This window comes from Streptomyces sp. NPDC055400 (assembly GCF_053644375.1).
The window spans coordinates 21,821-44,076 of record NZ_JBSHLM010000004.1; the positions used below are offsets into that span (position 1 = coordinate 21,821).

At 70.6% G+C, this 22,256-nt stretch carries 17 protein-coding genes; 9 read left to right on the plus strand and 8 right to left on the minus strand.

Features of this window, described 5'->3' with window-relative positions:
- Positions 1 to 32: 32 nt before the first annotated feature.
- Positions 33 to 707, plus strand: coding sequence for an HAD family hydrolase (locus ACWIGU_RS11420; RefSeq protein ID WP_454399712.1), 675 nt, complete (start codon positions 33 to 35; stop codon positions 705 to 707).
- A gap of 222 nt (positions 708 to 929) precedes the next feature.
- Here the strand turns inward: ACWIGU_RS11420 and ACWIGU_RS11425 are convergent, their stop codons facing one another.
- On the minus strand, positions 930 to 1,496 hold the full coding sequence (locus ACWIGU_RS11425; RefSeq protein ID WP_100598907.1) for a DJ-1/PfpI family protein: 567 nt from the start codon (positions 1,494 to 1,496) through the stop codon (positions 930 to 932).
- 479 nt (positions 1,497 to 1,975) lie between these two features.
- Here ACWIGU_RS11425 and ACWIGU_RS11430 point away from each other — a divergent pair, with 479 nt between their 5' ends.
- The 5 genes from ACWIGU_RS11430 (at position 1,976) to ACWIGU_RS11450 (ending at position 11,036) form a co-directional block, all read left to right on the plus strand.
- Positions 1,976 to 6,904: an NAD-glutamate dehydrogenase gene (locus ACWIGU_RS11430; protein ID WP_454399714.1), complete on the plus strand. Its 4,929-nt coding sequence runs from the start codon at positions 1,976 to 1,978 to the stop codon at positions 6,902 to 6,904.
- Positions 6,905 to 7,173: 269 nt separating this feature from the next.
- Positions 7,174 to 8,277 (plus strand): sugar phosphate nucleotidyltransferase, encoded by a 1,104-nt coding sequence (locus tag ACWIGU_RS11435; RefSeq protein WP_454399716.1) that lies wholly within the window; start codon positions 7,174 to 7,176, stop codon positions 8,275 to 8,277.
- 86 nt (positions 8,278 to 8,363) lie between these two features.
- The gene (locus tag ACWIGU_RS11440) at positions 8,364 to 9,068 is read left to right on the plus strand and encodes a polyprenol monophosphomannose synthase (protein WP_454400525.1); all 705 of its coding nucleotides are present in this window, start codon (positions 8,364 to 8,366) and stop codon (positions 9,066 to 9,068) included.
- On the plus strand, positions 9,065 to 9,532 hold the full coding sequence (locus ACWIGU_RS11445) for a GtrA family protein (RefSeq protein WP_454399718.1): 468 nt from the start codon (positions 9,065 to 9,067) through the stop codon (positions 9,530 to 9,532). The genes ACWIGU_RS11440 and ACWIGU_RS11445 overlap by 4 nt, the downstream gene beginning before the upstream one ends.
- A complete protein-coding gene (locus tag ACWIGU_RS11450; protein WP_454399720.1) occupies positions 9,516 to 11,036 on the plus strand; it encodes a hypothetical protein in 1,521 nt (506 codons plus the stop codon). The genes ACWIGU_RS11445 and ACWIGU_RS11450 overlap by 17 nt, the downstream gene beginning before the upstream one ends.
- 40 nt (positions 11,037 to 11,076) lie before the next feature.
- Here the strand turns inward: ACWIGU_RS11450 and ACWIGU_RS11455 are convergent, their stop codons facing one another.
- From ACWIGU_RS11455 to ACWIGU_RS11470, 4 genes are all read right to left on the minus strand, one after another.
- On the minus strand, positions 11,077 to 12,768 hold the full coding sequence (locus ACWIGU_RS11455; protein WP_454399722.1) for a glycosyltransferase family 2 protein: 1,692 nt from the start codon (positions 12,766 to 12,768) through the stop codon (positions 11,077 to 11,079).
- Entirely contained in the window at positions 12,765 to 14,975 is a 2,211-nt protein-coding gene (locus ACWIGU_RS11460) for a CDP-glycerol glycerophosphotransferase family protein (protein WP_454399724.1), read from the minus strand. Before ACWIGU_RS11460 ends, ACWIGU_RS11455 begins: the two co-directional genes overlap by 4 nt.
- 85 nt (positions 14,976 to 15,060) lie before the next feature.
- On the minus strand, positions 15,061 to 15,897 hold the full coding sequence (locus ACWIGU_RS11465; RefSeq protein ID WP_329573112.1) for an ABC transporter ATP-binding protein: 837 nt from the start codon (positions 15,895 to 15,897) through the stop codon (positions 15,061 to 15,063).
- Positions 15,890 to 16,807 (minus strand): ABC transporter permease, encoded by a 918-nt coding sequence (locus ACWIGU_RS11470; protein WP_454399726.1) that lies wholly within the window; start codon positions 16,805 to 16,807, stop codon positions 15,890 to 15,892. Before ACWIGU_RS11470 ends, ACWIGU_RS11465 begins: the two co-directional genes overlap by 8 nt.
- A 123-nt stretch (positions 16,808 to 16,930) precedes the next feature.
- Here ACWIGU_RS11470 and ACWIGU_RS11475 point away from each other — a divergent pair, with 123 nt between their 5' ends.
- Positions 16,931 to 17,590 carry a TetR/AcrR family transcriptional regulator gene (locus ACWIGU_RS11475; RefSeq protein WP_454399728.1) on the plus strand — a complete coding sequence of 220 codons (660 nt, stop codon included), beginning with the start codon at positions 16,931 to 16,933 and terminating at the stop codon, positions 17,588 to 17,590.
- Between the two features lie 5 nt (positions 17,591 to 17,595).
- Here the strand turns inward: ACWIGU_RS11475 and ACWIGU_RS11480 are convergent, their stop codons facing one another.
- A complete protein-coding gene (locus ACWIGU_RS11480; RefSeq protein ID WP_454399730.1) occupies positions 17,596 to 17,790 on the minus strand; it encodes a DUF397 domain-containing protein in 195 nt (64 codons plus the stop codon).
- A complete protein-coding gene (locus ACWIGU_RS11485; RefSeq protein WP_454399731.1) occupies positions 17,787 to 18,629 on the minus strand; it encodes a helix-turn-helix domain-containing protein in 843 nt (280 codons plus the stop codon). The genes ACWIGU_RS11480 and ACWIGU_RS11485 overlap by 4 nt, the downstream gene beginning before the upstream one ends.
- Before the next feature lie 138 nt (positions 18,630 to 18,767).
- On the opposite strand from ACWIGU_RS11485, the gene ACWIGU_RS11490 reads away from it, so the two are divergent.
- On the plus strand, positions 18,768 to 19,187 hold the full coding sequence (locus ACWIGU_RS11490) for an ATP-binding protein (protein ID WP_454399733.1): 420 nt from the start codon (positions 18,768 to 18,770) through the stop codon (positions 19,185 to 19,187).
- Positions 19,188 to 20,848: 1,661 nt separating this feature from the next.
- Positions 20,849 to 21,058 carry a hypothetical protein gene (locus ACWIGU_RS11495; protein ID WP_454399734.1) on the plus strand — a complete coding sequence of 70 codons (210 nt, stop codon included), beginning with the start codon at positions 20,849 to 20,851 and terminating at the stop codon, positions 21,056 to 21,058.
- 904 nt (positions 21,059 to 21,962) lie between these two features.
- Here the strand turns inward: ACWIGU_RS11495 and ACWIGU_RS11500 are convergent.
- Complete coding sequence (locus tag ACWIGU_RS11500; RefSeq protein WP_384264461.1) at positions 21,963 to 22,127, minus strand: hypothetical protein; 165 nt, start codon at positions 22,125 to 22,127, stop codon at positions 21,963 to 21,965.
- Positions 22,128 to 22,256: the final 129 nt, after the last annotated feature.

Genomic DNA, 22,256 nt, shown 5'->3' on the forward strand with positions numbered 1-22,256 from the left:
CGATTGTCGGTCCCGGCGGGTACGTTCTTGGCATGGGGAAGCACGCAGCCGGAGCACACATCGTCTGGGACTGGAACGGGACGCTGTTCCACGACAACGACGCCGTCATCAGCGCGACGAACGCGGCCTTCGAGGAGATCGGACTCGAGCCGATCACCCTGGAGCGGTACAGAGAGCTGTACTGCGTGCCGATCCCCCGCTTCTACCAGCGGCTGATGGGACGGCTGCCCACCGAGGCCGAGTGGGAGCGCATGGACACCGCATTCCAGCAGCACTACACGCTCCACCGCAGGGCCTGCCGACTCGCCGACGGGGCCGAGCTGCTCCTCGCCGACTGGAGCTCGGCGGGCCGCAGCCAGTCGATCCTCAGCATGTACGGACATGACGAACTCGTTCCGCTGGTGCGGGAGTTCGGGATCGAGTCGCACTTCCTGCGGGTCGACGGGCGCACCGGCCCCTCCGGCGGCAGCAAGGCCGAGCACATGGTCCGCCACCTCGGAGCGCTGGCCGGCGCGGGGGTGGCGCCGGGGTGCACGGTGGTGATCGGGGACGCCGCCGACGACGCGGTGGCGGCGCTGCACGCGGGCGCGCGGGCCGTGCTCTACACCGGCGGATCGCACAGCAGGGCCAGTCTCGAAGGCGTGGGGGCCCCGGTCGTGGACACTCTCGCCGAGGCCGTGGGGGTGGCGGAACGCCTGGCGCAGTGAGCGAATGCGCTCACGCTCCGCTGCCGGCTGCGTACGGGCTGGGGTGTGCCGTTCCCCAGGTGGTCCGGCGCGGCGGAGCGCCGGGCAGTGATCCGGTCAACTCCGTCGGCTGTCGTGGCAACGGGGCTCCGCCGTGTCGTCCAGGAGCGCCGTACGTGGTGGCTGCCCTCGTCGGCGGGCAGCCACCCACCGTCCCGTGCGGCCCCTCAGATCCTCGGACCCTCAGGTCACCGGCGCCTTGGCCCGCAGCACCGTGAGGAACTCCCGCATCCACCCCGAGTGGTCCGGCCAGGCGCGCGACGACACCAGCGTCCCGTCGACCACCACTTCCGCGTCCCGGAAAGCCGCGCCCGCCGCCTGCATGTCGGGCTCGAGCGCGGGATACGCCGTGACGCGGCGCCCGCGCAGACCGTCGACCGCCGCCGTCAGCAGCGGACCGTGGCAGATCTGGGCCACGGGCTTGTCCGCGTCGAAAAAAGACTTCAGGATCTTGCGCAGCTCCGGGTCGTTGCGCAGATACTCGGGGGCGCGGCCGCCCGGGATCACGACAGCGACGTACTGTTCGGGCTCGACCTCGGCGAACGCGAGATCGGCGGGCCAGGTGTAGCCGGGCTTCTCCGTGTACGTGTCGAACCCCGGTTCGAAGTCATGGACGACGAACTGCAGCTTCTTGCGCTCCGGGGCGGCGATGTGGACGTCGTAGCCCTCCTCGCGCAGGCGCTGGTAGGGGTACAGGACTTCCAGCGACTCGGCGGCGTCGCCGGTCACCAGGAGGATCTTGGGTGCCATGGCTGTGCGCTCCCCTCGGAGCCTTCGGACCGGGGTGTCTCCTCCTCAACGTGGACCCGGCCGGACCGTTAGGCAACCCCCCGACGCATCCATCCGCGTCGCTGTCCCTGTGCAGAGTGTCAAAGTTCGACCGCTGTATTTGTACACATACGGCTCATGACGACTCCCGGGGGAGGGGCGATAGCCTTGACCCGTGATCAGCGCGATATCTCGCGGGGGCATCGTCGCTCCCTGCCCGCGCCGGGAGCACACGGAGATCTACATCCGTGCCCGGTGCTCCGCTGACCATTCCCTTCGGGACGGAACATGGATGCCGTCCCGGCTCCGGGCAGGAAATACGCCAAAAGTGGCGGATAATCGCCCGCTCATCTCTCATCCCGGCATACCGTCGACATCGACCGGAGACCCCGCGTCGTGGCGTTGTGCCGCATCACTTTCTTCAACGTCACGCAACGGCGCGCGACAGGAGCCAGAGGACAATGCAGACCAAGCTGGACGAAGCCAAGGCCGAGCTGCTCGCACGGGCCGCCCGGGTAGCTGAGAACAGCCCGGCTGGGGGCCATCTCCCGGCCGGGACGAATGGTGAGGGGGCTCCGGACCAGGAGTCCGTGCTCGCGTTCCTCCAGCGCTACTACCTGCACACCGCCCCCGAGGACCTGGCCGACCGCGACCCGGTCGACGCCTTCGGCGCGGCCGTCTCCCACTACCGGCTCGCGGAGGTCCGCCCGCAGGGCACCGCGAACGTCCGGGTCCACACGCCGACGGTCGAGGAGAACGGCTGGACCTGCAGCCACTCCGTCGTCGAGGTCGTCACCGACGACATGCCGTTCCTGGTCGACTCGGTCACCAACGAGCTGTCCCGCCAGGGCCGCGGCATCCACGTCGTGATCCACCCGCAGGTCACCGTGCGCCGCGACCTCACCGGCAAGCTCCTGGAGGTCCTGCCCGCGGGCAGCGCCGCCGACGGCCACGACACGCTCACCGAGTCGTGGATCCACGTGGAGATGGACCGGGAGACCGACCGCGCCGACCTGAAGCAGATCACCTCCGACCTGCTGCGTGTCCTGTCCGACGTCCGTGAGGCCGTCGAGGACTGGGAGAAGATGCGGGACTCGGCGCTGCGTATTGCCGACGACCTGCCGAGCGAGCCCACCGCCGACGACCTGCGCGCCCAGGACATCGAGGAGGCCCGCGAGCTGCTGCGCTGGCTGTCCGCCGACCACTTCACCTTCCTCGGCTACCGCGAGTACGAGCTGCGCGACGACGACTCGCTGTCCGCCGTGCCCGGCACCGGCCTCGGCATCCTGCGCTCCGACCCGCAGCACGGCGGCGACGACCACCACCCGGTGAGCCCGTCCTTCAGCCGGCTGCCCGCCGACGCGCGCGCCAAGGCCCGCGAGCACAAGATCCTCGTGCTGACCAAGGCCAACAGCCGCGCCACCGTGCACCGCCCCTCGTACCTCGACTACGTCGGCGTGAAGAAGTTCGACGCCGAGGGCAACGTCATCGGCGAGCGCCGCTTCCTCGGCCTCTTCTCGAGCGCCGCGTACACGGAGTCCGTCCGGCGCGTCCCGGTCGTGCGCCGCAAGGTGCAGGAAGTGCTGCGGGGCGCCGGATTCTCGCCCAACAGCCACGACGGCCGCGACCTGCTCCAGATCCTGGAGACGTACCCGCGCGACGAGCTGTTCCAGACCCCGGCCGACGAGCTGCGCGCCATCGTCACCAGCGTCCTCTACCTCCAGGAGCGCCGCCGGCTGCGGCTCTACCTGCGCCAGGACGAGTACGGCCGCTACTACTCGGCCCTCGTCTACCTGCCGCGCGACCGCTACACCACCGGTGTCCGCCTGCGGATCATCGACATCCTCAAGGAAGAGCTCAACGGCACCAGCGTCGACTTCACGGCCTGGAACACCGAGTCGATCCTGTCCCGGCTGCACTTCGTCATCCGCGTCGAGCCGGGCACCGAGCTGCCCGTGCTGACCGAGGCCGACACCGAGCGCATCGAGGCGCGGCTCGTCGACGCCGCCCGCTCGTGGGCCGACGGCTTCGGCGAGGCACTGAACGCGGAGTGCGGCGAGGAGCGCGCGGCCGAGCTGGGCCGTCGCTACTCCGGCGCCTTCCCCGAGGGCTACAAGGCCGACCACTCGCCGCGCGCGGCGGTCGCCGACCTGGTCCACCTCGAGGCGCTCAAGCGCGGCGAGAAGGACTTCGCGCTCTCGCTGTACGAGCCCGTGGGCGCCGCCCCTGGCGAGCGCCGCTTCAAGATCTACCGCACCGGCGCCCCGGTCTCCCTCTCGTCCGTCCTGCCGGTGCTCAACCAGCTCGGCGTCGAGGTCATCGACGAGCGCCCCTACGAGCTGCGCTGCTCGGACCGGACCACCGCGTGGATCTACGACTTCGGTCTGCAGATGCCCAAGTCCAACGGCAACGGCGACTACCTCGGTGACGACGGCCGCGAGCGCTTCCAGGAGGCCTTCACGGCGACCTGGACCGGCGCCGCCGAGAACGACGGCTTCAACTCCCTCGTCCTGAGCGCCGGCCTGAACTGGCGGCAGGCGATGGTGCTGCGCGCGTACGCCAAGTACCTGCGCCAGGCCGGTGCGACGTTCAGCCAGGACTACATGGAGGACACCCTCCGTAACAACGTCCACACCACCCGCCTCCTGGTGAGCCTCTTCGAGGCGCGCATGTCGCCGGAGCGCCAGCGGGCCGGGACCGAGCTGATCGACGGGCTCCTGGAGGAGCTCGACGGCGCGCTCGACCAGGTCGCGAGCCTGGACGAGGACCGGATCCTGCGATCCTTCCTGACGGTCATCAAGGCGACGCTGCGGACGAACTTCTTCCAGAAGCGCGACGACGGCACGCCGCACGCGTACGTCTCCATGAAGTTCGACCCGCAGGCCATCCCCGACCTGCCCGCGCCGCGCCCGGCCTACGAGATCTGGGTGTACTCGCCGCGGGTCGAGGGCGTGCACCTGCGCTTCGGCAAGGTCGCGCGCGGTGGTCTGCGCTGGTCCGACCGGCGTGAGGACTTCCGTACCGAGGTCCTCGGCCTGGTCAAGGCGCAGATGGTGAAGAACACCGTCATCGTGCCGGTCGGCGCCAAGGGCGGCTTCGTCGCGAAGAACCTGCCTGACCCGAGCGTCGACCGTGACGCGTGGCTGGCCGAGGGCGTCGCGTCGTACAAGACCTTCATCTCGGCGCTGCTCGACATCACCGACAATCTGGTGGCCGGCGAGGTCGTGCCCCCGGCCGACGTCGTGCGCCACGACGAGGACGACACGTACCTCGTGGTCGCGGCCGACAAGGGCACGGCGACGTTCTCCGACATCGCCAACGCCGTCGCCGAGTCGTACAACTTCTGGCTCGGTGACGCCTTCGCCTCCGGCGGCTCGGCGGGCTACGACCACAAGGGCATGGGCATCACCGCCCGCGGCGCCTGGGAGTCCGTGAAGCGGCACTTCCGGGAGCTGGGCACCGACACGCAGACCGAGGACTTCACGGTCGTCGGCGTCGGCGACATGTCCGGTGACGTGTTCGGCAACGGCATGCTGCTCTCCGAGCACATCCGCCTGGTCGCCGCGTTCGACCACCGGCACATCTTCATCGACCCGCGGCCCGACGCGGCCACCTCGTACGCCGAGCGCCGCCGCCTGTTCGACCTGCCGCGCTCCTCGTGGGCGGACTACAACAAGGAACTGATCTCCGCGGGCGGCGGGATCTTCCCGCGCTCCGCGAAGGCGATCCAGCTCAACGCGCACATCCGCGAGGCACTCGGCATCGAGTCGGGCGCCGCGAAGATGACGCCGGCCGACCTGATGAAGGCGATCCTGCACGCACGGGTCGACCTGCTGTGGAACGGCGGCATCGGCACGTACGTGAAGTCGTCCGCCGAGTCGAACGCGGACGTCGGCGACAAGGCCAACGACGCGATCCGCGTGGACGGCCAGGACGTGCGGGCCAAGGTGATCGGCGAGGGCGGCAACCTCGGCGCGACCCAGCTGGGCCGTATCGAGTTCGCGCGCAGCGGCGGCAAGGTCAACACCGACGCCATCGACAACAGCGCGGGCGTGGACACCTCCGACCACGAGGTGAACATCAAGATCCTGCTCAACGCGCTCGTCGCCGACGGCGACATGACCGTCAAGCAGCGCAACAAGCTGCTCGCCGAGATGACCGACGAGGTCGGCGCCCTGGTCCTGCGCAACAACTACGCCCAGAACACGGCCCTGGCCAACGCGGTCGCCCAGGCGCCCGACCTGCTCCACGCCCACCAGCGCTTCATGCGCCGCCTGGTCCGCGAGGGGAACCTCGACCGGGCCCTGGAGTTCCTGCCGGCCGACCGGCAGGTCAAGGAACTGCTGAACTCCCGGCGCGGCCTGAGCCAGCCCGAGCTGGCCGTCCTCCTCGCGTACACGAAGATCACGGCCGCGCACGAGCTGATCCAGACGTCGCTGCCGGACGACCCGTACCTGCGCAGGCTCCTGCACGCCTACTTCCCGCAGGCGCTGCGCGAGCGGTTCACCGACGCGGTCGACGGGCACGCGCTGCGCCGCGAGATCATCACCACGGTGCTGGTCAACGACACGGTGAACACCGGCGGTTCGACGTTCCTGCACCGGCTGCGCGAGGAGACCGGGGCGTCCCTGGAGGAGATCGTGCGGGCGCAGCTCGCCGCGCGCGAGATCTTCGGCCTCGGCGAGGTCTGGGACGCGGTCGAGTCGCTCGACAATGTCGTCGCCGCGGACGTCCAGACCCGGATCAGGCTGCACTCGCGCCGCCTGGTCGAGCGCGGCACGCGCTGGCTGCTCAACAACCGGCCGCAGCCGCTCCAGCTCGCCGAGACCATCGACTTCTTCCGCGAGGGCGTCGCCCAGGTGTGGTCGGCCATGCCGAAGATGCTGCGCGGCGCGGACGCCGAGTGGTACCAGTCGATCCTGGACGAGCTGACCGCGGCGGGTGTGCCGGAGGAGCTGGCCCAGCGGGTCGCCGGGTTCTCCTCGGCCTTCCCGACGCTCGACGTCGTGGCGATCGCCGACCGCACCGGCAAGGACCCCCTGGCCGTCGCCGAGGTGTACTACGACCTCGCGGACCGGCTGTCCATCGCGCAGCTGATGGACCGGATCATCGAGCTGCCGCGGTCCGACCGCTGGCAGTCGATGGCCCGCGCCTCGATCCGCGAGGACCTGTACGCGGCGCACGCGGCTCTCACGGCCGATGTGCTGGCCGCCGGGAACGGCGTGTCGACTCCGGAGCAGCGCTTCGACGCGTGGCAGGAGAAGAACGCGCCGATCCTGGGCCGCGCGCGGACGACCCTGGAGGAGATCCAGAGCTCGGATGCCTTCGACCTGGCGAACCTGTCGGTCGCGATGCGCACGATGAGGACGCTGCTGCGCACCCACTCGTAGGGTCCGCTCGAAGCGACGGGGGCGCCCCGCACCGGAACTCCGGTGCGGGGCGCCCCCCATTTCACCTTCCGGACTCTTTCCGTTCTCTTCCCCTTCTCCGGCCGGCCTCTTGACCGGTTGTGGCCTGATGGACCGCGCGCCCAATCGGTTGCTCCTAAAGGCGCGTCGGCCCCATGAGGTTCGTCATAAGCCATCAACTCGGGCATTACGTCTAAAGTGGACCCGATTGTCAGATTAGCGGCGCGCAGCGGAGAGGTCGGGAAGGGTCCATGACGGAAGCGATTCTGCTGGTCGGCGGGCTGGGCACCCGGCTGCGGCCGCTCACGGTCAACACGCCCAAGCCCATGGTGCGCGCGGCCGGAGTCCCCTTCCTGGCCCATCAGATCGCCCGGCTCGCCGGCGCGGGCGTGCGCCACATCGTCCTCGCCACCTGCTATCTCGCCGAAGTCTTCGAGCCGTACTTCGGCGACGGATCGGCGTTCGGGGTCCACCTCGAGTACGCCGTCGAGTACGAGGCGCTGGGGACCGGCGGCGCGATCCGGCACGCGGCACGCCGCCTGATCTCCGCTCCCGAGGAACCCGTCCTCGTCTGCAACGGCGACATCCTCACCGGCCTCGACACGCGCGCCCTCATCAACCGGCACCGCGAGCGCGAAGCCGACGTCACCCTCCACCTCGCCCGCGTCGACGACCCCCGCGCCTTCGGGCTCGTACCGACCGACGCCGACGGCTGCGTGCTCGCCTTCACCGAGAAGCCGCAGACGCCCGAGGAGATCGTCACGGACCAGATCAACGCGGGCTCCTACGTGTTCCGCAGGTCCGTCATCGACCACATCCCCGCCGGGCGGGCCGTCTCCCTCGAGCGCGAGACGTTCCCCGGCCTGCTCGCCGCGGGCGCCTATCTGCACGGACTGGTCGAGGACTCCTACTGGCTCGACCTCGGCCGGCCCGAAGCCTTCGTGCAGGCCTCCGCCGACCTCGTGCGCGGGGTCATCCACTCACCCGCCGTGCCCGGAGTGCGCGGCGAGTCCCTCGTACTGCCCGGCGCCAAGGTCGCCGCCGACGCCTGGCTCGCCGAGGGCACCGTCGTCGGGGCGGGCGTCCGGGTAGGTTCAGGGGCCGTCGTCCACGGTTCCGTGCTGCATGACGGCGCGACCGTGGATGCCGGTGCCTATGTCAGGAAGAGCCTGGTCGGCGCGGGTGCGCGGATCGGGCGGCGCTCCGTCCTGCACGGCAGCGTCATCGGTGACGGCGCCCACGTCGGCGCCCACAACGAACTGCGGAACGGAACCCGGGTGTGGTGCGAGGCCGTACTGCCCGACCGGACCGTCCGCTTCTCCTCGCTCGCCGGAGAAGGGCTGACCCAACAGTGAACACGAACTCTCCCGACATCGGGGCCACACCGGCCGCCGCCCGACCACTGCCCGACGACTGGGCCCGCACCCCCCTCACCGTCGTCATGCCGACGTACAACGAGGCGGGCAACCTGCCCGGCATGGCCGACGCCCTCATGGCGCTCCCCCTCCCGGGCCTGCGCCTCCTCGTCGTCGACGACTCCAGCCCCGACGGCACCGGCGACATCGCCGAGCGGTACGCCGAGCGGCACGGGCGCGACCGGATGAGCGTCCTGCACCGCGCCGGTAAGGAGGGCCTCGGCCGGGCCTACGCGGCCGGCATGGCGCGGGCCGTCGCCGACGGGGCGCGCTACGTCCTCCAGATGGACGCCGACGGCAGCCACCCCGCCGACAAGGTCCCCGCCCTCCTCGGCACCGCCCTCGCCACCGGCGCCGGAGTCACCATCGGCAGCCGCTACGTCCAGGGCGGCACGCTCTCCGAGGCGTGGGGCGTGCACCGCAGGCTCCTGTCCCGCTGGGCCAACACCTACGCGGGCACGATCCTCGGCACCCGTGTCCGCGACATCACCGGCGGCTTCAACCTGTGGCGCGAGGACGCGCTGCGCGCCATCGACCTGGCGTCCGTGGACAGCGCGGGCTACAGCTTCCAGGTCGAGATGAAGTACCGCGCCGTGCGCCGCGGCTTCGGCGTCATGGAGGTCCCCATCCACTTCGAGGACCGCACGGTCGGCGAGTCCAAGATGAACCTGATGGTGCAGCTCGAATCCGTCACCATGCCGTGGAAGCTGCGGGCGAGGGCGCGCCGATGACGGTGCAGACCACGGCGCGCGAGGTGCCCGTCGTCGCTCCCGTCCGGGTCCGGGTGCGCCGCCTGTCCATGGAGGTCGCCAAGTTCGGCGTCGTCGGCGGCAGCGGCGTCGCCGTCAACTTCCTCGTCTTCAACCTCCTGCTGCACGGCATCGGCCGGGCCCCGATGACCGCGACGGTCCTGGCCAGCTGTGTCGCCATGGGCACCAACTACCTGGGCTTCCGCTTCTTCGCCTACCGGGACCGCGACTCGCGCACCCGCAGCCAGATCGCGCTGTTCTTCGGCTTCAGCGCGCTCGGCGTCCTGATGGAGAGCGTCCTGTTCTACGCCGGATACCACGGCGCCTCGATGACCGGCCCACTCGCGTCGAACATCGCCAAGGCACTGTCCATCGTCCTCGCCTCGGCGTTCCGCTTCCTCGTCTACCGCACGTGGGTCTTCCAGCACGATGCGCGCCGCGAGTAACGCGGCCCTCAAGGCCGCGGCCCCCCTGGTCCTCCTGCTGCTCGTCGTCCTGCTCGTGGCCGTCGCGATCCGGCTGCCCTGGGCGGGCGATCTCGGCATCCACGCGGCCACCGTCGAGCGCCTGCGCCACGATCTCCTCGACCCGGGCAACCCGCTCGTCGACGAGAAGACGCCGAGCCCGTACTACTCGCCGTGGACGGTGTTCCTCGGCGTCCTCGCCGACGCCACCGGCCTCGGCACCTTCACCGTCCTGCGCATCGCCGCGCTGATCTCGCTGACGCTGCTCGTGACCGGCGTGTGGCGGTTCACCGGCACGTTCACCGAAGCGTCCGCGAGCCGCTCCCGGCGCACGGCGGTCACCGCGCTCGTCCTCCTGTGCCTGCTCCTCCTGTGGGGCACGAGCCTGTTCAAGTGGAGCGGCTTCCTCGGCCTCGACTCCCTTGCCCTGACCGTCTCCTACCCCAGCACCTTCGCGCTCGGGCTGTCCTTCCACTTCTGGGCGCTGCTGCGCGGGGCGCTCGCGCGCCGTTCGGGCATGCCCGGGTTCCTCGGTCTCGGGCTGCTGTGGTCCGTGATCCTGCTGAGCCATCAGTTCTCGGGCGTCGTCGCGTCGTTCGGCGCCCTCGCGATGGTGGCCGGGGCGCGGCCCTGGCCGGCACGCGCGGTGTGGGCGCGGCTCGTGGCCGGGCTCGCCCTCGGCGCGGTCGTGCTCGCCGCGTGGCCGTACTACTCGTTCTTCGACCTCTTCCACGCGCAGGGCCTGGAGGAGATTCACCAGGCCCTGTACCGGAACCTGCCCGGCCGGTACTGGCTCCTGCTGCCCGGCGTGTTCGCGCTCGCCCTGCGATGGCGCAGGGACCGGCGCGATCCGCTCGTGGTCTTCTTCGCGCTCGGGGTGCTGATGTTCGCCGCGGGCTGGGTGAGCGGGCACTACTCGTGGGGCCGGATCCTGCCGGCCGCGGTGATCCCGGCGCAGGTCGCGGCGGGCCTGGAGGTGTTCGGGGCAGAGCGCGGGGCGGGCCGCAGGGCGCTGCGTACGGCGTTCGCGGCGGTGCTCGGCGCGGCGCTCCTCGCGGGCGCGTGGACCCAGTCGGGCGTACTCGGCTACGTCGTCCCGCGAGACGTCCTGCCCAAGCCGGTCGCCGACCACTACAAGCCACCGTGGCGCGGCTACTACTGGGTGACGCCCTGGGTGAAGTACGGGGACGTGGTCCTCGCCACGGACTTCCCCGCGCGCCAGATCCCCGCGTACGGGCCCTACACCGTGGCTCCCGGCTACCCGGACTTCTTCCTGCCCGACGAGGCGGCCCGCGCCAGCGCTGTCGGGACCTACTTCGCCCCCGGCACCGGGCGGGCCGCACGACTCGACGTCCTGCGCCGCTACGAGGTGCGGTGGATCGTGAGCCACCAGGGCGACGCGGGCCTCGCCGCCACCGACCCCGCACTGCACAAGGTCACGACGGGCCCGGGCGGCCAGACCTTGTACGAGGTCGTCACCCCTTAGGCCTGTCTTCACATTCCCGCCTGCCCCGCGGCGTCTGGCCCTAGCGCAGCGCGCTCCTCACCAGGCGTACCGCGTTCCGTACGCGCCCCTCCGAAGCCGTGGCCAGCCTGCACGCCACCGGGTGCGTCACCCGGGCCGTGAGCCCGGCCGGCTCCCAGCGGATCTGGAGGCGCCCGCCGCCCCGGCCCTCCGGCTCCAGCGTCACCCGGTGCGGGGCCGCCCCCGAGTGGTACCCGACACGCGCGGTGAGCGCGGGGAAGTCCAGCGGCGCGAGCAGGACGGAGGTGTTGCGCAGCCCGTGGTCCTGGAGCTGGAGCAGCGGATGCCGTACGCCGTCGAAGCCGTGCACCGGGAGCGGGGCCGCCGCCAGATCGAGCCGCACCCGGCCCTCGAAGACGCCGGGCCGCACCGGGTCGAGCCGCAGCCGCGTCGTCATACGGCGCCGCCCCGGCGCCACGACCAGCGAGGCGACGTGCGGGCCGACGGCGAGGCGCAGACCGGGATCGTACGTGCGCACCGACAGGTCGACGCCGGCGCCGGGCCCGCGCTCGATCCGCGTGATCTCGTGGCGGAACTGGGCGCCGGGGAACGGGCGCGAGAACAACTCCTGGTCGGACAGGTCGAGTTCAGCGCGCGCCGCGTCCGACGACGGGACCACTGCCCCCCAGTAGACGGCACCGGACGCGTCCGTGGCGGTCTCGCGCGGGGCCACCACATGGCCGAGCCCGCGCGCCGCGAGCCGGGCGTCGCGCAGGCGGCCGTCGCGCACCAGTTGCAGGACGACCCGCTCGGGGCGCGGCAGCCGTGCGTACGCGTTCGGGGACAGTGTCGCCAGATACGGGTTCACGATCTCGGCGAATCCGGCCAGCCACGCGTCGTCCCGGTAGGGCAGATCGCCCGCGTACATCCGGAAGTCGTGCTTGAGGAACTTGTAGTCCTTGTCCTCGCGCACCCCCGTGTGGCCGCCCGCCACGAGGAAATCGTCGATGAGTTCCTGCACGTGGACGCGGTCGCGGACGTTGGTCAGCTTGTGCCGCTGGTTGGAGATCGACGCGGCGTCCGCCTCGACGAACGGCGCGATGTACCAGCGGTAGACCGGCTCGGGGATGACGGTGAAGGACTTCGCGAGGCAGTACGCCTGCGCCGAGAACAGCTGGTCCTCGTAGTGGATGCCCTCGGGGAAGCGCAGCTGGTTGCGGTCGAGGAACTCCCGCTTGTACATCTTGCTCGTCGACAAGTGCTCGAAGAACAAGCCGGGTTCGGCGTCGATCCCGTCGACCGTGCGGCGCTCCGCGACCAGGTGCGGCATCCACGTCGACGTGCGGCCCGTGTCGACGCGGATCCGTTCGACCGCGCCCATCGCGAAGTCGATCTCCCGCTCCCGGTGCGCCGCGAGCAGCAGCTCCACCGACTCCGGCGGGAGTTCGTCGTCGCTGTCGAGGAACATCAGATACGGGGCGCGGGCGATGTCGAGCGCGCGGTTGCGGGGCGCGCTGCACCCGCCGCTGTTCTCCGGCAGTCTCAGGTAGCGCACCCGTGGGTCCGCGGCGGCGAGGCGGCGCGCCACCTCGGGGGTGGCGTCCGTCGAGTGGTCGTCGCTGATGACGACCTCGAGGTTGGCGTGCGTCTGCTCCAGGACCGAGGCGACGGCGCGCGGCAGCCGCCCGGCGTCGTTGTAGACGATGACGGTGACCGTGACGTCGGGCGTGATCGTCCTCGTGGGCGTGGTCATCGGCGGGCCGCCTCCTCGGGGGTGGGCGCGGGGACGCGCTCGTCGACAGGGATCACCGGCGGCAGCGCCGCCTCGCTCTCGCCGAGGAAGACCCGGCGTACGACCCGCTCGGCGGCGTGACCGTCGTCGAACTCGCAGAACCGGCGCCGGAACGCGGCCCGCGCCTTCCCCGACGCCTCGTCGCGCCACGCGCCCGAGGCGAGGATGTCCGTCAGCTCGTCCTGCGTACGGGCGACGGGCCCGGGCGCCTCGGCGATCAGGTCGAAGTAGACCCCGCGGGTCTTCGCGTACATCTCCCAGTCGTCCGCGTAGATCACGATCGGGCGGTCCAGATTGGCGTAGTCGAACATGATCGACGAGTAGTCCGTGACCAGGGCGTCCGCGGCGAGGCAGAGGTCCTCGACCGGGTCGTACGTGGACACGTCGACGACTCGCCCGCTGCGGCGCAGGTCCGCGAGCGGCGAGGCCGCCCCGCCGTAGAAGTAGTGGCCGCGCACGAGGAGGACGGTGCCGTCGCCGAGCCGGTCGGCGAGCGTGACGAGGTCCAGGCGCGGGGTCCAGGAGCCCTCGTAGTCGCGGTGCGTCGGTGCGTACAGGACGGCCCGCCGGCCCGGCGCGATGCCGAGGCGGTCGCGGACGGCGCGGATGTCGGCGGCCGTCGCGCTGTAGAAGACGTCGTTGCGCGGATAGCCGTACTCCAGCGGGACGTAGTGCGTGGGGTAGGCGCGCTCCCAGATCCGCGTGGAGTGGCTGTTCGACGTGATGCTGTAGTCCCACTTGTCGACGCGGGCCAGGAGCTGGCGGAAGTTGAGGCCCTTGGACGCGGTCGGGTACTCGATCTGGTCCAGGCCCATGCGCTTGAGGGGCGTGCCGTGGTGGGTCATGACGTGGACGGCTTCGGGGCGCTTGACCACGGCGTTCGCGAAGTTGACGTTGTTGACGAGGTACTTGGCGCGGGCCAGGACCTCCCAGTAGCGGCGGGAGCCGGGCACGACATGGTCGGTGCCGGGCGGCAGGAGCGGCGCGTCGGCCGCGCGGACCACCCACACCTGGTGGACGCGTGGCGCGAGTTCGGCGAGCTTCGCGGCGATCGCGCCCGGATTGCAGGCGACCCCGCGGTCCCAGTACGCGGAGAACACGGCCAGGTCCGGGTCCACGGGCCGGCGCAGCTCCCGCCGGTAGCGGTGGCCGCGGACCTTCGCGCCGATCCGCCGCTTGCGCTCCCGGGCCGCGGACTTCAGGGCGCGCCGCTTGTGGTTGACGCTCTGGAAGGCGCGGTACCGGGCGTACGCGTCCTCTTCGAGCAGGCGGCGCCGGATGCCTTCGAGTCCCGCGGGCCTGCGGTAGCCCTCCGGCCGCCACGCGACGGCCGCGCGCGAGGCCCGGCGGAAGAACTCGCGGCCCACCGGCTCCGGCATCCCGGCGCGGGCCACGATCCGCATGCACTCGGTCGCCATCACGTCGTAGAGGACCGCGCGGGGCCCGGTCGGCGTGCCGAGGCCGGCCATCAGGCGCTGGAGGTCCTCGTACAGGCCGACGGGCGCGTAGTACTTCTCCGGGGTGAGCGGCGGCAGGCTCGTGGGGCGCAGCCTGCGCTCGTCGAGGACCACGTGCTGGAGCGCGGTGACGCGGTCGGCGAGGACGAGGGCGGCGCGGGCCGCGAACCGCTCGTCGGTGGCGGCCAGTTGGTCGCGGTGGTCCCGCCAGAACGCGGCGCGCAGGGCGCGGTTCCCGAGCAACGGGGTGACCCGCAGCAGGTCGGGGCAGTCCGCGAGAGGCAGATCGCGGCCGCCCGCCCTGGCGAGCAGCCGGGCGTCGGGGCCCGGGGCGCCGGAAGTGCGCCAGTTCGAGTGCACATGGTCGGTGAGTACGACGTCCACGCGGTCGGCGCCGTCCGGGAGACCCGCGACCCGGTCCCGCAGCGCCCGCAGCGCGCCCGGGGGCACGCGGTCCTTGGCGTGGACGAACAGCAGCCACTCGCCCGAGGCCCGCTCGCCGCCGGCCGCGCGGGCCTCCTCGTCGGAAGTGGCGCCGGGCAGGGCCAGAACGGTGACGCTGCCCGGCACGTCGGCGGTCGGCGCCGGATCGTCCACGGCGGCGACGACGAGCTCCGCCCCCTCGGGCAACTGGCCGGTCACGCTGTCCAGGCAGTCGGCGAGATGCCCCTGCACGTCCCGGCCGTACACGATGACGCTGAGTTCCTGCACGGTCCCCGTCCCTTCTCCTCCTGGCGCACCATAGTGTCACCAATCAGATAAAAGGGATAAAGGGAGTGGGCCGCCCGCATCAGCCTCAGGCGGAAACGGCGACCTTGGCCTTCTTCGGTTCCGCCTTGCCGTCGTTCGGATTGGTGAACGCCTCGTACGCCTTGAGGACCTCGTCCGTCGGACCGTCCATCCGCAGCTCGCCGCGCTCCAGCCACAGGACCCGGTCGCAGGTGTCGCGGATCGACTTGTTGTTGTGACTGACGAGGAAGACCGTGCCGGCCTCCTTGCGCAGCTCGCGGATGCGGGACTCCGAGCGCTTCTGGAAGGACCGGTCACCGGTGGCCAGGGCCTCGTCGATCAGCAGCACGTCGTGGTCCTTGGCGGCCGCGATGGAGAACCGGAGCCGGGCGGCCATGCCGGAGGAGTACGTCCGCATGGGCAGCGTGATGAAGTCGCCCTTCTCGTTGATGCCGGAGAAGCCGACGATGTCGTCGTAGCGCTCGCGCACCTCCTCGCGGCTCATGCCCATGGCGAGGCCGCCGAGATGGACGTTGCGCTCGCCCGTGAGGTCGTTCATCAGCGCCGCGTTCACGCCGAGCAGGGACGGCTGGCCATGCGTGAAGATCCGGCCGTTCTCCGTCGGCAGCAGCCCCGCCACCGCCTTGAGCAGCGTCGACTTGCCCGACCCGTTCGTGCCGATCAGGCCGATCGCCTCGCCCTTGTACGCGGTGAACGACACCTTCTTCACCGCGTGCACCTTGCGCACGCCGGCCCGCGCCTCGGCCTTCTTGCGCCCGCCGATGATGCGGCCGAGCGCGGCGGTCGCGGTGCCGCGGCCCGCCCCGGTGCCGTTCACGCGGTACACGATGTCGACGTTGTCGACGATGACGGTGGGGATCCGCTCCCCGGAGGTGTCAGCCACGGCCGTACGTCTCCTCTGCCTTCCAGAAGTAGATGAACCCGCCGACGCCCGCGACCAGTGCCCACCCGGCCGCGATCGCCCACACATGGGGCGGCAGCTGACCGCGGTGGAAGCTGTCGATCAGGGCGAAGCGCATCAGGTCGATGTAGACGGCGGCCGGGTTCGCGGACAGCAGTACGTGCACGACGTGCGGCAGGTGCTGGTTCTTGAGCACCTTGTCGATGCTCCACATCACGCCGGACGTGTACATCCACGTACGCAGCAGGAACGGCATCAGCTGCGCGATGTCCGGCGTCCGCGCGCCCATCCTCGCCATCACGAGGGCCACACCGGTGTTGAAGACGAACTGCAGCAGCAGGACCGGCAGGACCAGGAACCACGAGAGGGCCGGCGGAACGCCGAAGCAGAGCAGGATCACCACCAGCGCGCACATCGAGAACAGCAGCTGCTGGAGCTGCTGGAGCGCGAACGACACCGGCAGCGCGGCGCGCGGAAAGTGCAGCGCCCGTACGAGACCGAGGTTGCCGGAGATCGCGCGCGTGCCCGCCATGATCGAGCTCTGCGTGAACGTCCACACGAACACGCCGGTGACCAGGAACGGCACATAGTCCGGCACGTTGTGCTTCGTGCCCATCAGCACGCCGAAGATGAAGTAGTAGACCGCCGCGTTCAGGAGCGGGGTCGCCACCTGCCACACCTGGCCGAGCTTCGCCTGGCTGTACTGCGCCGTGAGCTTGGCCGTCGCGAACGCGGTGATGAAGTGGCGCCGCTGCCAGAGCTGGCCCACGTACTCGGCGAGGGTCGGGCGCGCGCCGCTGACCGAGAGGCCGTACCGCGCGGCCAGCTGCGCGGGATCTTCCACCGGGGCGGTGGCCACCGGCGGGGGAGGTGTGTCGACTGCCTGACTCACATCCGCTGCTTTCGCTCAAAGGGTCGGAGACGTCGGAACGGGTCCGTATCGTCGTGACGCGAGCGTAGGGCGTCGCTACGTCGGAACGCAACCGTTTCGTCGTAACGCCGTAAGCTGTTCACCATGACGACCAACGCCGACTCCTCCCCCGAGCTCTCGGCTTCGCTCGAGCAGGGGGGACCCCCATCGCCAGCGCGTCGCCGGGCCCCCGCAGGGGCAGCCGTCCTCCGTGAGGATGTGACCGACGCCATCCGGGCAGCCGTCTTCGACGAGCTCGCCGCCGTGGGCTACGCCCGTATGTCCATCGAGGGGATCGCGCGCCGCGCGGGCGTCGGCAAGACAGCCGTCTACCGCCGCTGGCGCTCCAAGCTGCACCTGGTCCTGGACCTGGTCTCCGCCATAGCGGTCCAGGGGCTGCCGGCCCCCGACACGGGTTCCCTGGAAGGCGACCTGCGCCTCCTGTACGAGGTCACATCCCGGGCCCTGAAGCACCCGGTCGCCGGCCAGATCATCCCCGACCTCCAGGCCGAGGCCGCCCGCAACCCGGAAATCGCCGAGGCCATGCAGAAGGCACTGCGCGAGGGGCAGCACGGGGTGGCGAGCGGCATCGTGCGCAGCGCCGCCGCACGCGGGGAGGTCAGGGAGGACCTCGACGAGGACCTCGCCCTCGACCTGATCTCGGGCCCGCTGTACTGGCGCGCGGTGGTGGTACGGACGCCGCTGCCCAAGGGGTATCTGGGGCGGCTGGCGGGGGCTACTGCGGCGGGGTTGCGGGTGTTGTGACTCCGTCAGCTTCCGGAGGCGAAGGCGACGAAGGCGGTCCAAGTGGTGGGGGTGACCGTGAGGTGGGCGCCGAGGGTGGTTTTGGAGTCGCGGATGTGGACGGTGGTGGGGGTGGTGGCTACTTCGATGCAGTCGCCCTCGTTTCCGTCGCTGCTGTAGCTGCTCTTGAACCAAGACAGCCCGGAAGCCCTGAGGATCATGCTTCTCCCAGTAGTTGCTCGATGAACGTCGGCGTCTCCCGAGGGGTGAGAGCCTCCGCCCGGATGGTGCCATATCGCAGTTCAAGGACCTGAAGTTGCTTCGCGTCGGATACGGGACGGCCGTTGAGCATCCCCTCTGAGCGGCCCACCGTCGTACCGTCCTTGAACTTCAGTACCTCGATCTTCCCGTCCATCCCGGGATGAGCCTCGCGGTGAGTAGGCATCACCTGAAGCGTGACATTGCGCAACTGCCCGACCTCCCACAGGTGTTCGAGCTGTTGCCGCCACTCCATTGTGCCTCCGATGGGCCTCCTGAGTGCTGACTCCTCCTGGACGAAGCTGAGGGCAGGCGCGGGGGAGCGCTGGAAGATCGATCGCCGCGCCATGCGTGCGGCCACCATCCGCGAGACCTCGTCCTGCGAATACGCCGGCTGCCTGGCCTCGAACAGCGCCTTCGCGTGCCCCGGCGTCTGCAAAAGCCCATGCAGGCCGTGCGCCACGTAGACCCCCAACTCGACTGCGCGGGCCTCCATACCGGCCAGATCCCGAACCTTCTTCGGGTACCGGACCTCCGCCACGTCATGCGTCATCGCCGAGATCAGCCCGCCCGCGCGGAGCGCCTCGTCGGCCTTGTCCAGGTACTCCGGGCGCGGGATCCGCTTACCCGCCTCGACCTTGTAGATCAGATCCTCCCCGTACCCGATCGCCGCCGCGAACTCGCCGACCCGCAGCCCCGCCGCCTCCCGGCGCATCCGCAACTGCCGCCCCACCGTTGCCACCACCGCCGCACCCGACTCGTCGTCCGGGTCGACTTCCCATCCCGCCTCGTCCGCACTCACCGGCGCCACCTCCGACGTTCCGTTACCCCTAGGACCGCTGTGGACAGCCCGGACACGAGTGGACAGGCTCTGGACAGTCCCTCTACGCATCGGAGTCATGACTGCTCAAGGCGTCCGCGCTCCGACACGCTGAGTGACATGGAAACGGAAACTCAACTCCAAGCAACCGCACGCCAGTTCACCGTGCTGCTCTCGGCCACGCCACGCGGAGCGCGCCTGGCCAGGCTGCTCACGACGGAGCAACTCCGCGCCTGGGGACTCCCGTTCGAAGCGGCAGCGCACGTCGTGGCGGAGCTGGCGGCGAATGCCGTGACGCATGGACGGGTGCCCGGCCGGGACTTCCGGTTCACGCTCCTGGCGACTCGCGGAGTGATCCGCATCGAGGTCACGGATACGAGGGGGGAGCGGGTCCCGGAGTTGCGCCATCCCGGCGCCGAGGAGGAGTCGGGGCGGGGCCTGCTCATGGTCGAGGCCCTGACGGCGCGCTGGGGCGTGGCGCATGGGCCGGCGCCGAGGAAGACGACGTGGGCGGAGTTGCCGGTGCCCCGGGTGAACTGATCAAAAGCGGATTGCGTGGCTGGTGGGGGTGGGTGGTTGCGGGAGCCTCCATCAGTTTTCGGTTCGTCTGCGGACTGGTGGGGGCCGGCTTTCCCCAATTGAGGCGCGTACGGGGTTCGGGGTTGGCAGCGGTTGTGTGAGGAACTGCGGGTGGGGTGGGGTGGGGAGGGGAGGGGTGGGGTGGGGGTCGTGGGCGAAGCGCGCTGGGTCGGGCTGCGGGGAAAAGCGGCAGCAACAGGAAGGTGGGGAGGGGGAAGTGGGCTGGGATCGGGTGGTGGGTGGTCGGGCTTCCGGCGGTTGGCGGGGCTGGGGGTGGAGGGGACTGGAGGGGGACTGGAGGGGGACTGGAGGGGGGTGGAGGCGGCGAGGGCGCGGCTCGCTCCTCGGGCTGCCTGTGGAGTGCCGTGGAGTGCCGTGGGTGGTGAGTGTGTGGCGGTGTGGCGGAGTGTGGCCGTGTGTGGCCGCAATCTGCCAGAGGCTGCCGTTATGGGCGATCACGGCGGGGGGTATGCAGTCTGACCTGGGGTGCAGTCGGCCTTGACCGGAGGATCGGCAGATCTGAGCCATTCCGCGCGGGTACGGAGTTGGGCGGGTCCTGCTCCTGGTCGGACGTGACGCGTGACGCGTGAACTGATCAAAAGCGGACTGCGTGGGTGGGTGGGTGGGTGCGGGAGCCTCCGTCAGTCTTCCGTCCGTCCTTCCGTCCTTCCGTCCGTCCATCCGTCCGTCAATCCGTCCATCCGTCCGTCTGGGACTGGTGGGGGCTGGCCTCCCCAACTGAGGCGCGTACGGGGTTCGGGACTGGCAGCGGCTGTTTGAGGAACTGAGGGTGGGGAGGGGGCGGGGCGGATGCCGTGGGCGAAGCCCGCCGGGTCGGGCCGGGGGGAGAACGGCAGCAACAGGAGGGTGGGGGGAGGAGGGCAGACGGGCGGCAGCAGGAGGCAGCAGTAGGAGGCGGGGGAGGGGCGGGGCGCGAGGCAGAGGCATGACTCAGGTAGCCGAGCCTTCGGGCTGGCGGGTTGACGGGCTGGCGGGGAGCGCCGGGTGGAGGGGAGCGCCCTGACGGGCTGTCGGGCTGGAGGGGAGCACTGGCTGGCGGAGAGCGCCGGGTGGAGTCGCGCGCCGACTGGCGTGGAGAGGGTGAGAGGTGGAGGGGGCGAGAAGGGGTGAGGGCGAGAGGGGGGTGAGGCTTCGGCCGGTTCCGTTGCCCGAGGCGCCGCCGGGGTCCGCGAGTTGGAGGGCTGTGGCGCGCGGCCTTGGGCGGCGAGTTGGCTGCCCCTGATTCCCTCCGGGTGGTGGGTTCATGGCCCGAATCTGCCCATGGTCCCGGCATCAGCAGTTTCCGGCCGGGTAGACGCAGTCAGCCCTGCCTTGGGGCGGCATGGACCTCGCCCAGGGGATTGGCAGATCTGGGCCGCTGACATCGGCCGCGGCGGGCCCTGGCCACAGCAGATGCCGGGACTGGATCACCGGTGCGTGTGATGCGCCTATCCGGGTCATGTCCGAACGTTCTCCGGGCGAGAGACGCTCGGTTGGGGTAGGTCGTTTCGCGCAAGGCGACCTTGGGATCCATGAGGGGATCAGCTATGTACGCAGTAATCCGGCGTTACGAAGGAGTGACTGACTCTGCCGAGGCAGGTCGCCGAGTGGACGAGGGATTCGTGCCTCTCCTCCGCCGGGCCCCCGGTTTCGTGGCCTACTACTGGGTGGACGCCGGGGACGGGGTGATGGTCTCCACCAGTGTCTTTGAAGACCAGTCCGGGGCCGAAGAGTCGGTCAGCACGGCGGCGGACTTCGTACGGGACAACCTCTCGTCCCTGCTCCCCAACCGTCCCCAGGTCACGGCCGGCCCAGTCGTGGCTGCTGGATAGCAACCCGCGAAGTCACGGACATCCGGCCAGAGCCTTGAGATTCCCGGCTCGAACGGGCCCCGGCGCCCGTCGGCTCCCCCCCCGGATCCTGCGTGCCCCTTCATGTGTTGGCGGGCAGGAGAGCCGTCGGTCACGCCGTCGCCTCCGGTCTGACCGAGTAGCCGTCGGCCACCCTGACCGGGAACCAGCCCGCGCCCGGAGACATCGACACGGACTGCGAAGTGGCCGGCCCCGCCGCGAAGAAGGCCAGGACCAGGGGCTCGGCCCGTGCAAGTCGAGTCGACGTACGCCACCGTGTTCCAGATGATCTCGCCCGCGCAGAAGAAGGCCCTGCGGACGGCGACGGTCGGCCCGCAGCGCGTCGTGGTGCGTACGCCGGACAGGATGGAGATGCCGGTCGCAGCAGTCAGGTCGTCAGCCACCTTCTCTTCGCCCTCCCATCCTTCAGGACTGGTGAGCTGGTGGCCCGAATCTGCCAGAGGTCGCCGACATCAGCAGAGCTCGGCCGGTTGGACGCAGTCCTGCCTTGGGCTGGCCCCGCCCGCGCCCCGAAGATTGGCAGATCTGGGTCATTCACCCGCGCTGCCTGGTACCTGAAGCCCCCACTCACCCCCACCCACCCGCGCTCTCCCAGAGCCCCCACCCTCCCCTCCCCCTGCTGCTGCCTTGTCTTTCGCAGTTGCTGTTGGCCGTTGCCTGTAAGGGAGGTTGATCAATTCGTACCCGCTCACTGACCGGCATGGGGGAAAGGCGGCCCCCACCAGTCCGCAGACGAACGGAAAACTGATGGAGGCTCCCGCAACCACCCACCCCCATCAGCCACGCAATCCGCTCTTGAGTTTGCACGCGCAGGCGCAGGCGCGAGCGCAGGCCCGGGCCCGGGCGAGACGGACGGCTCGGCCGCTCACGCGTCCCTGCGGCGCAGCATGAACAGGGTCGCCCCGCAGGCCAGTGCCGCCAGGCCCGTTCCGACGCTGATCAGGACCTGCGGGACGCCGTCGAAGGCGAAGCTGGTGGAGACGTTGACGGCGAGGGCCGCGATGAGGACGAGCCAGAGCAGGGCCTTCATGAGCTGGTTCCTTCCGACGTGTGGCGGGCGCTGTTGCGGCAAGTCTGTCGTGGTGCGGGTGCCCGGGCGAGGGTGCCCTCCACCGGACTCACGGTGTAGCGCGCTACACCGTCGGAGGGGAGTGGGCTC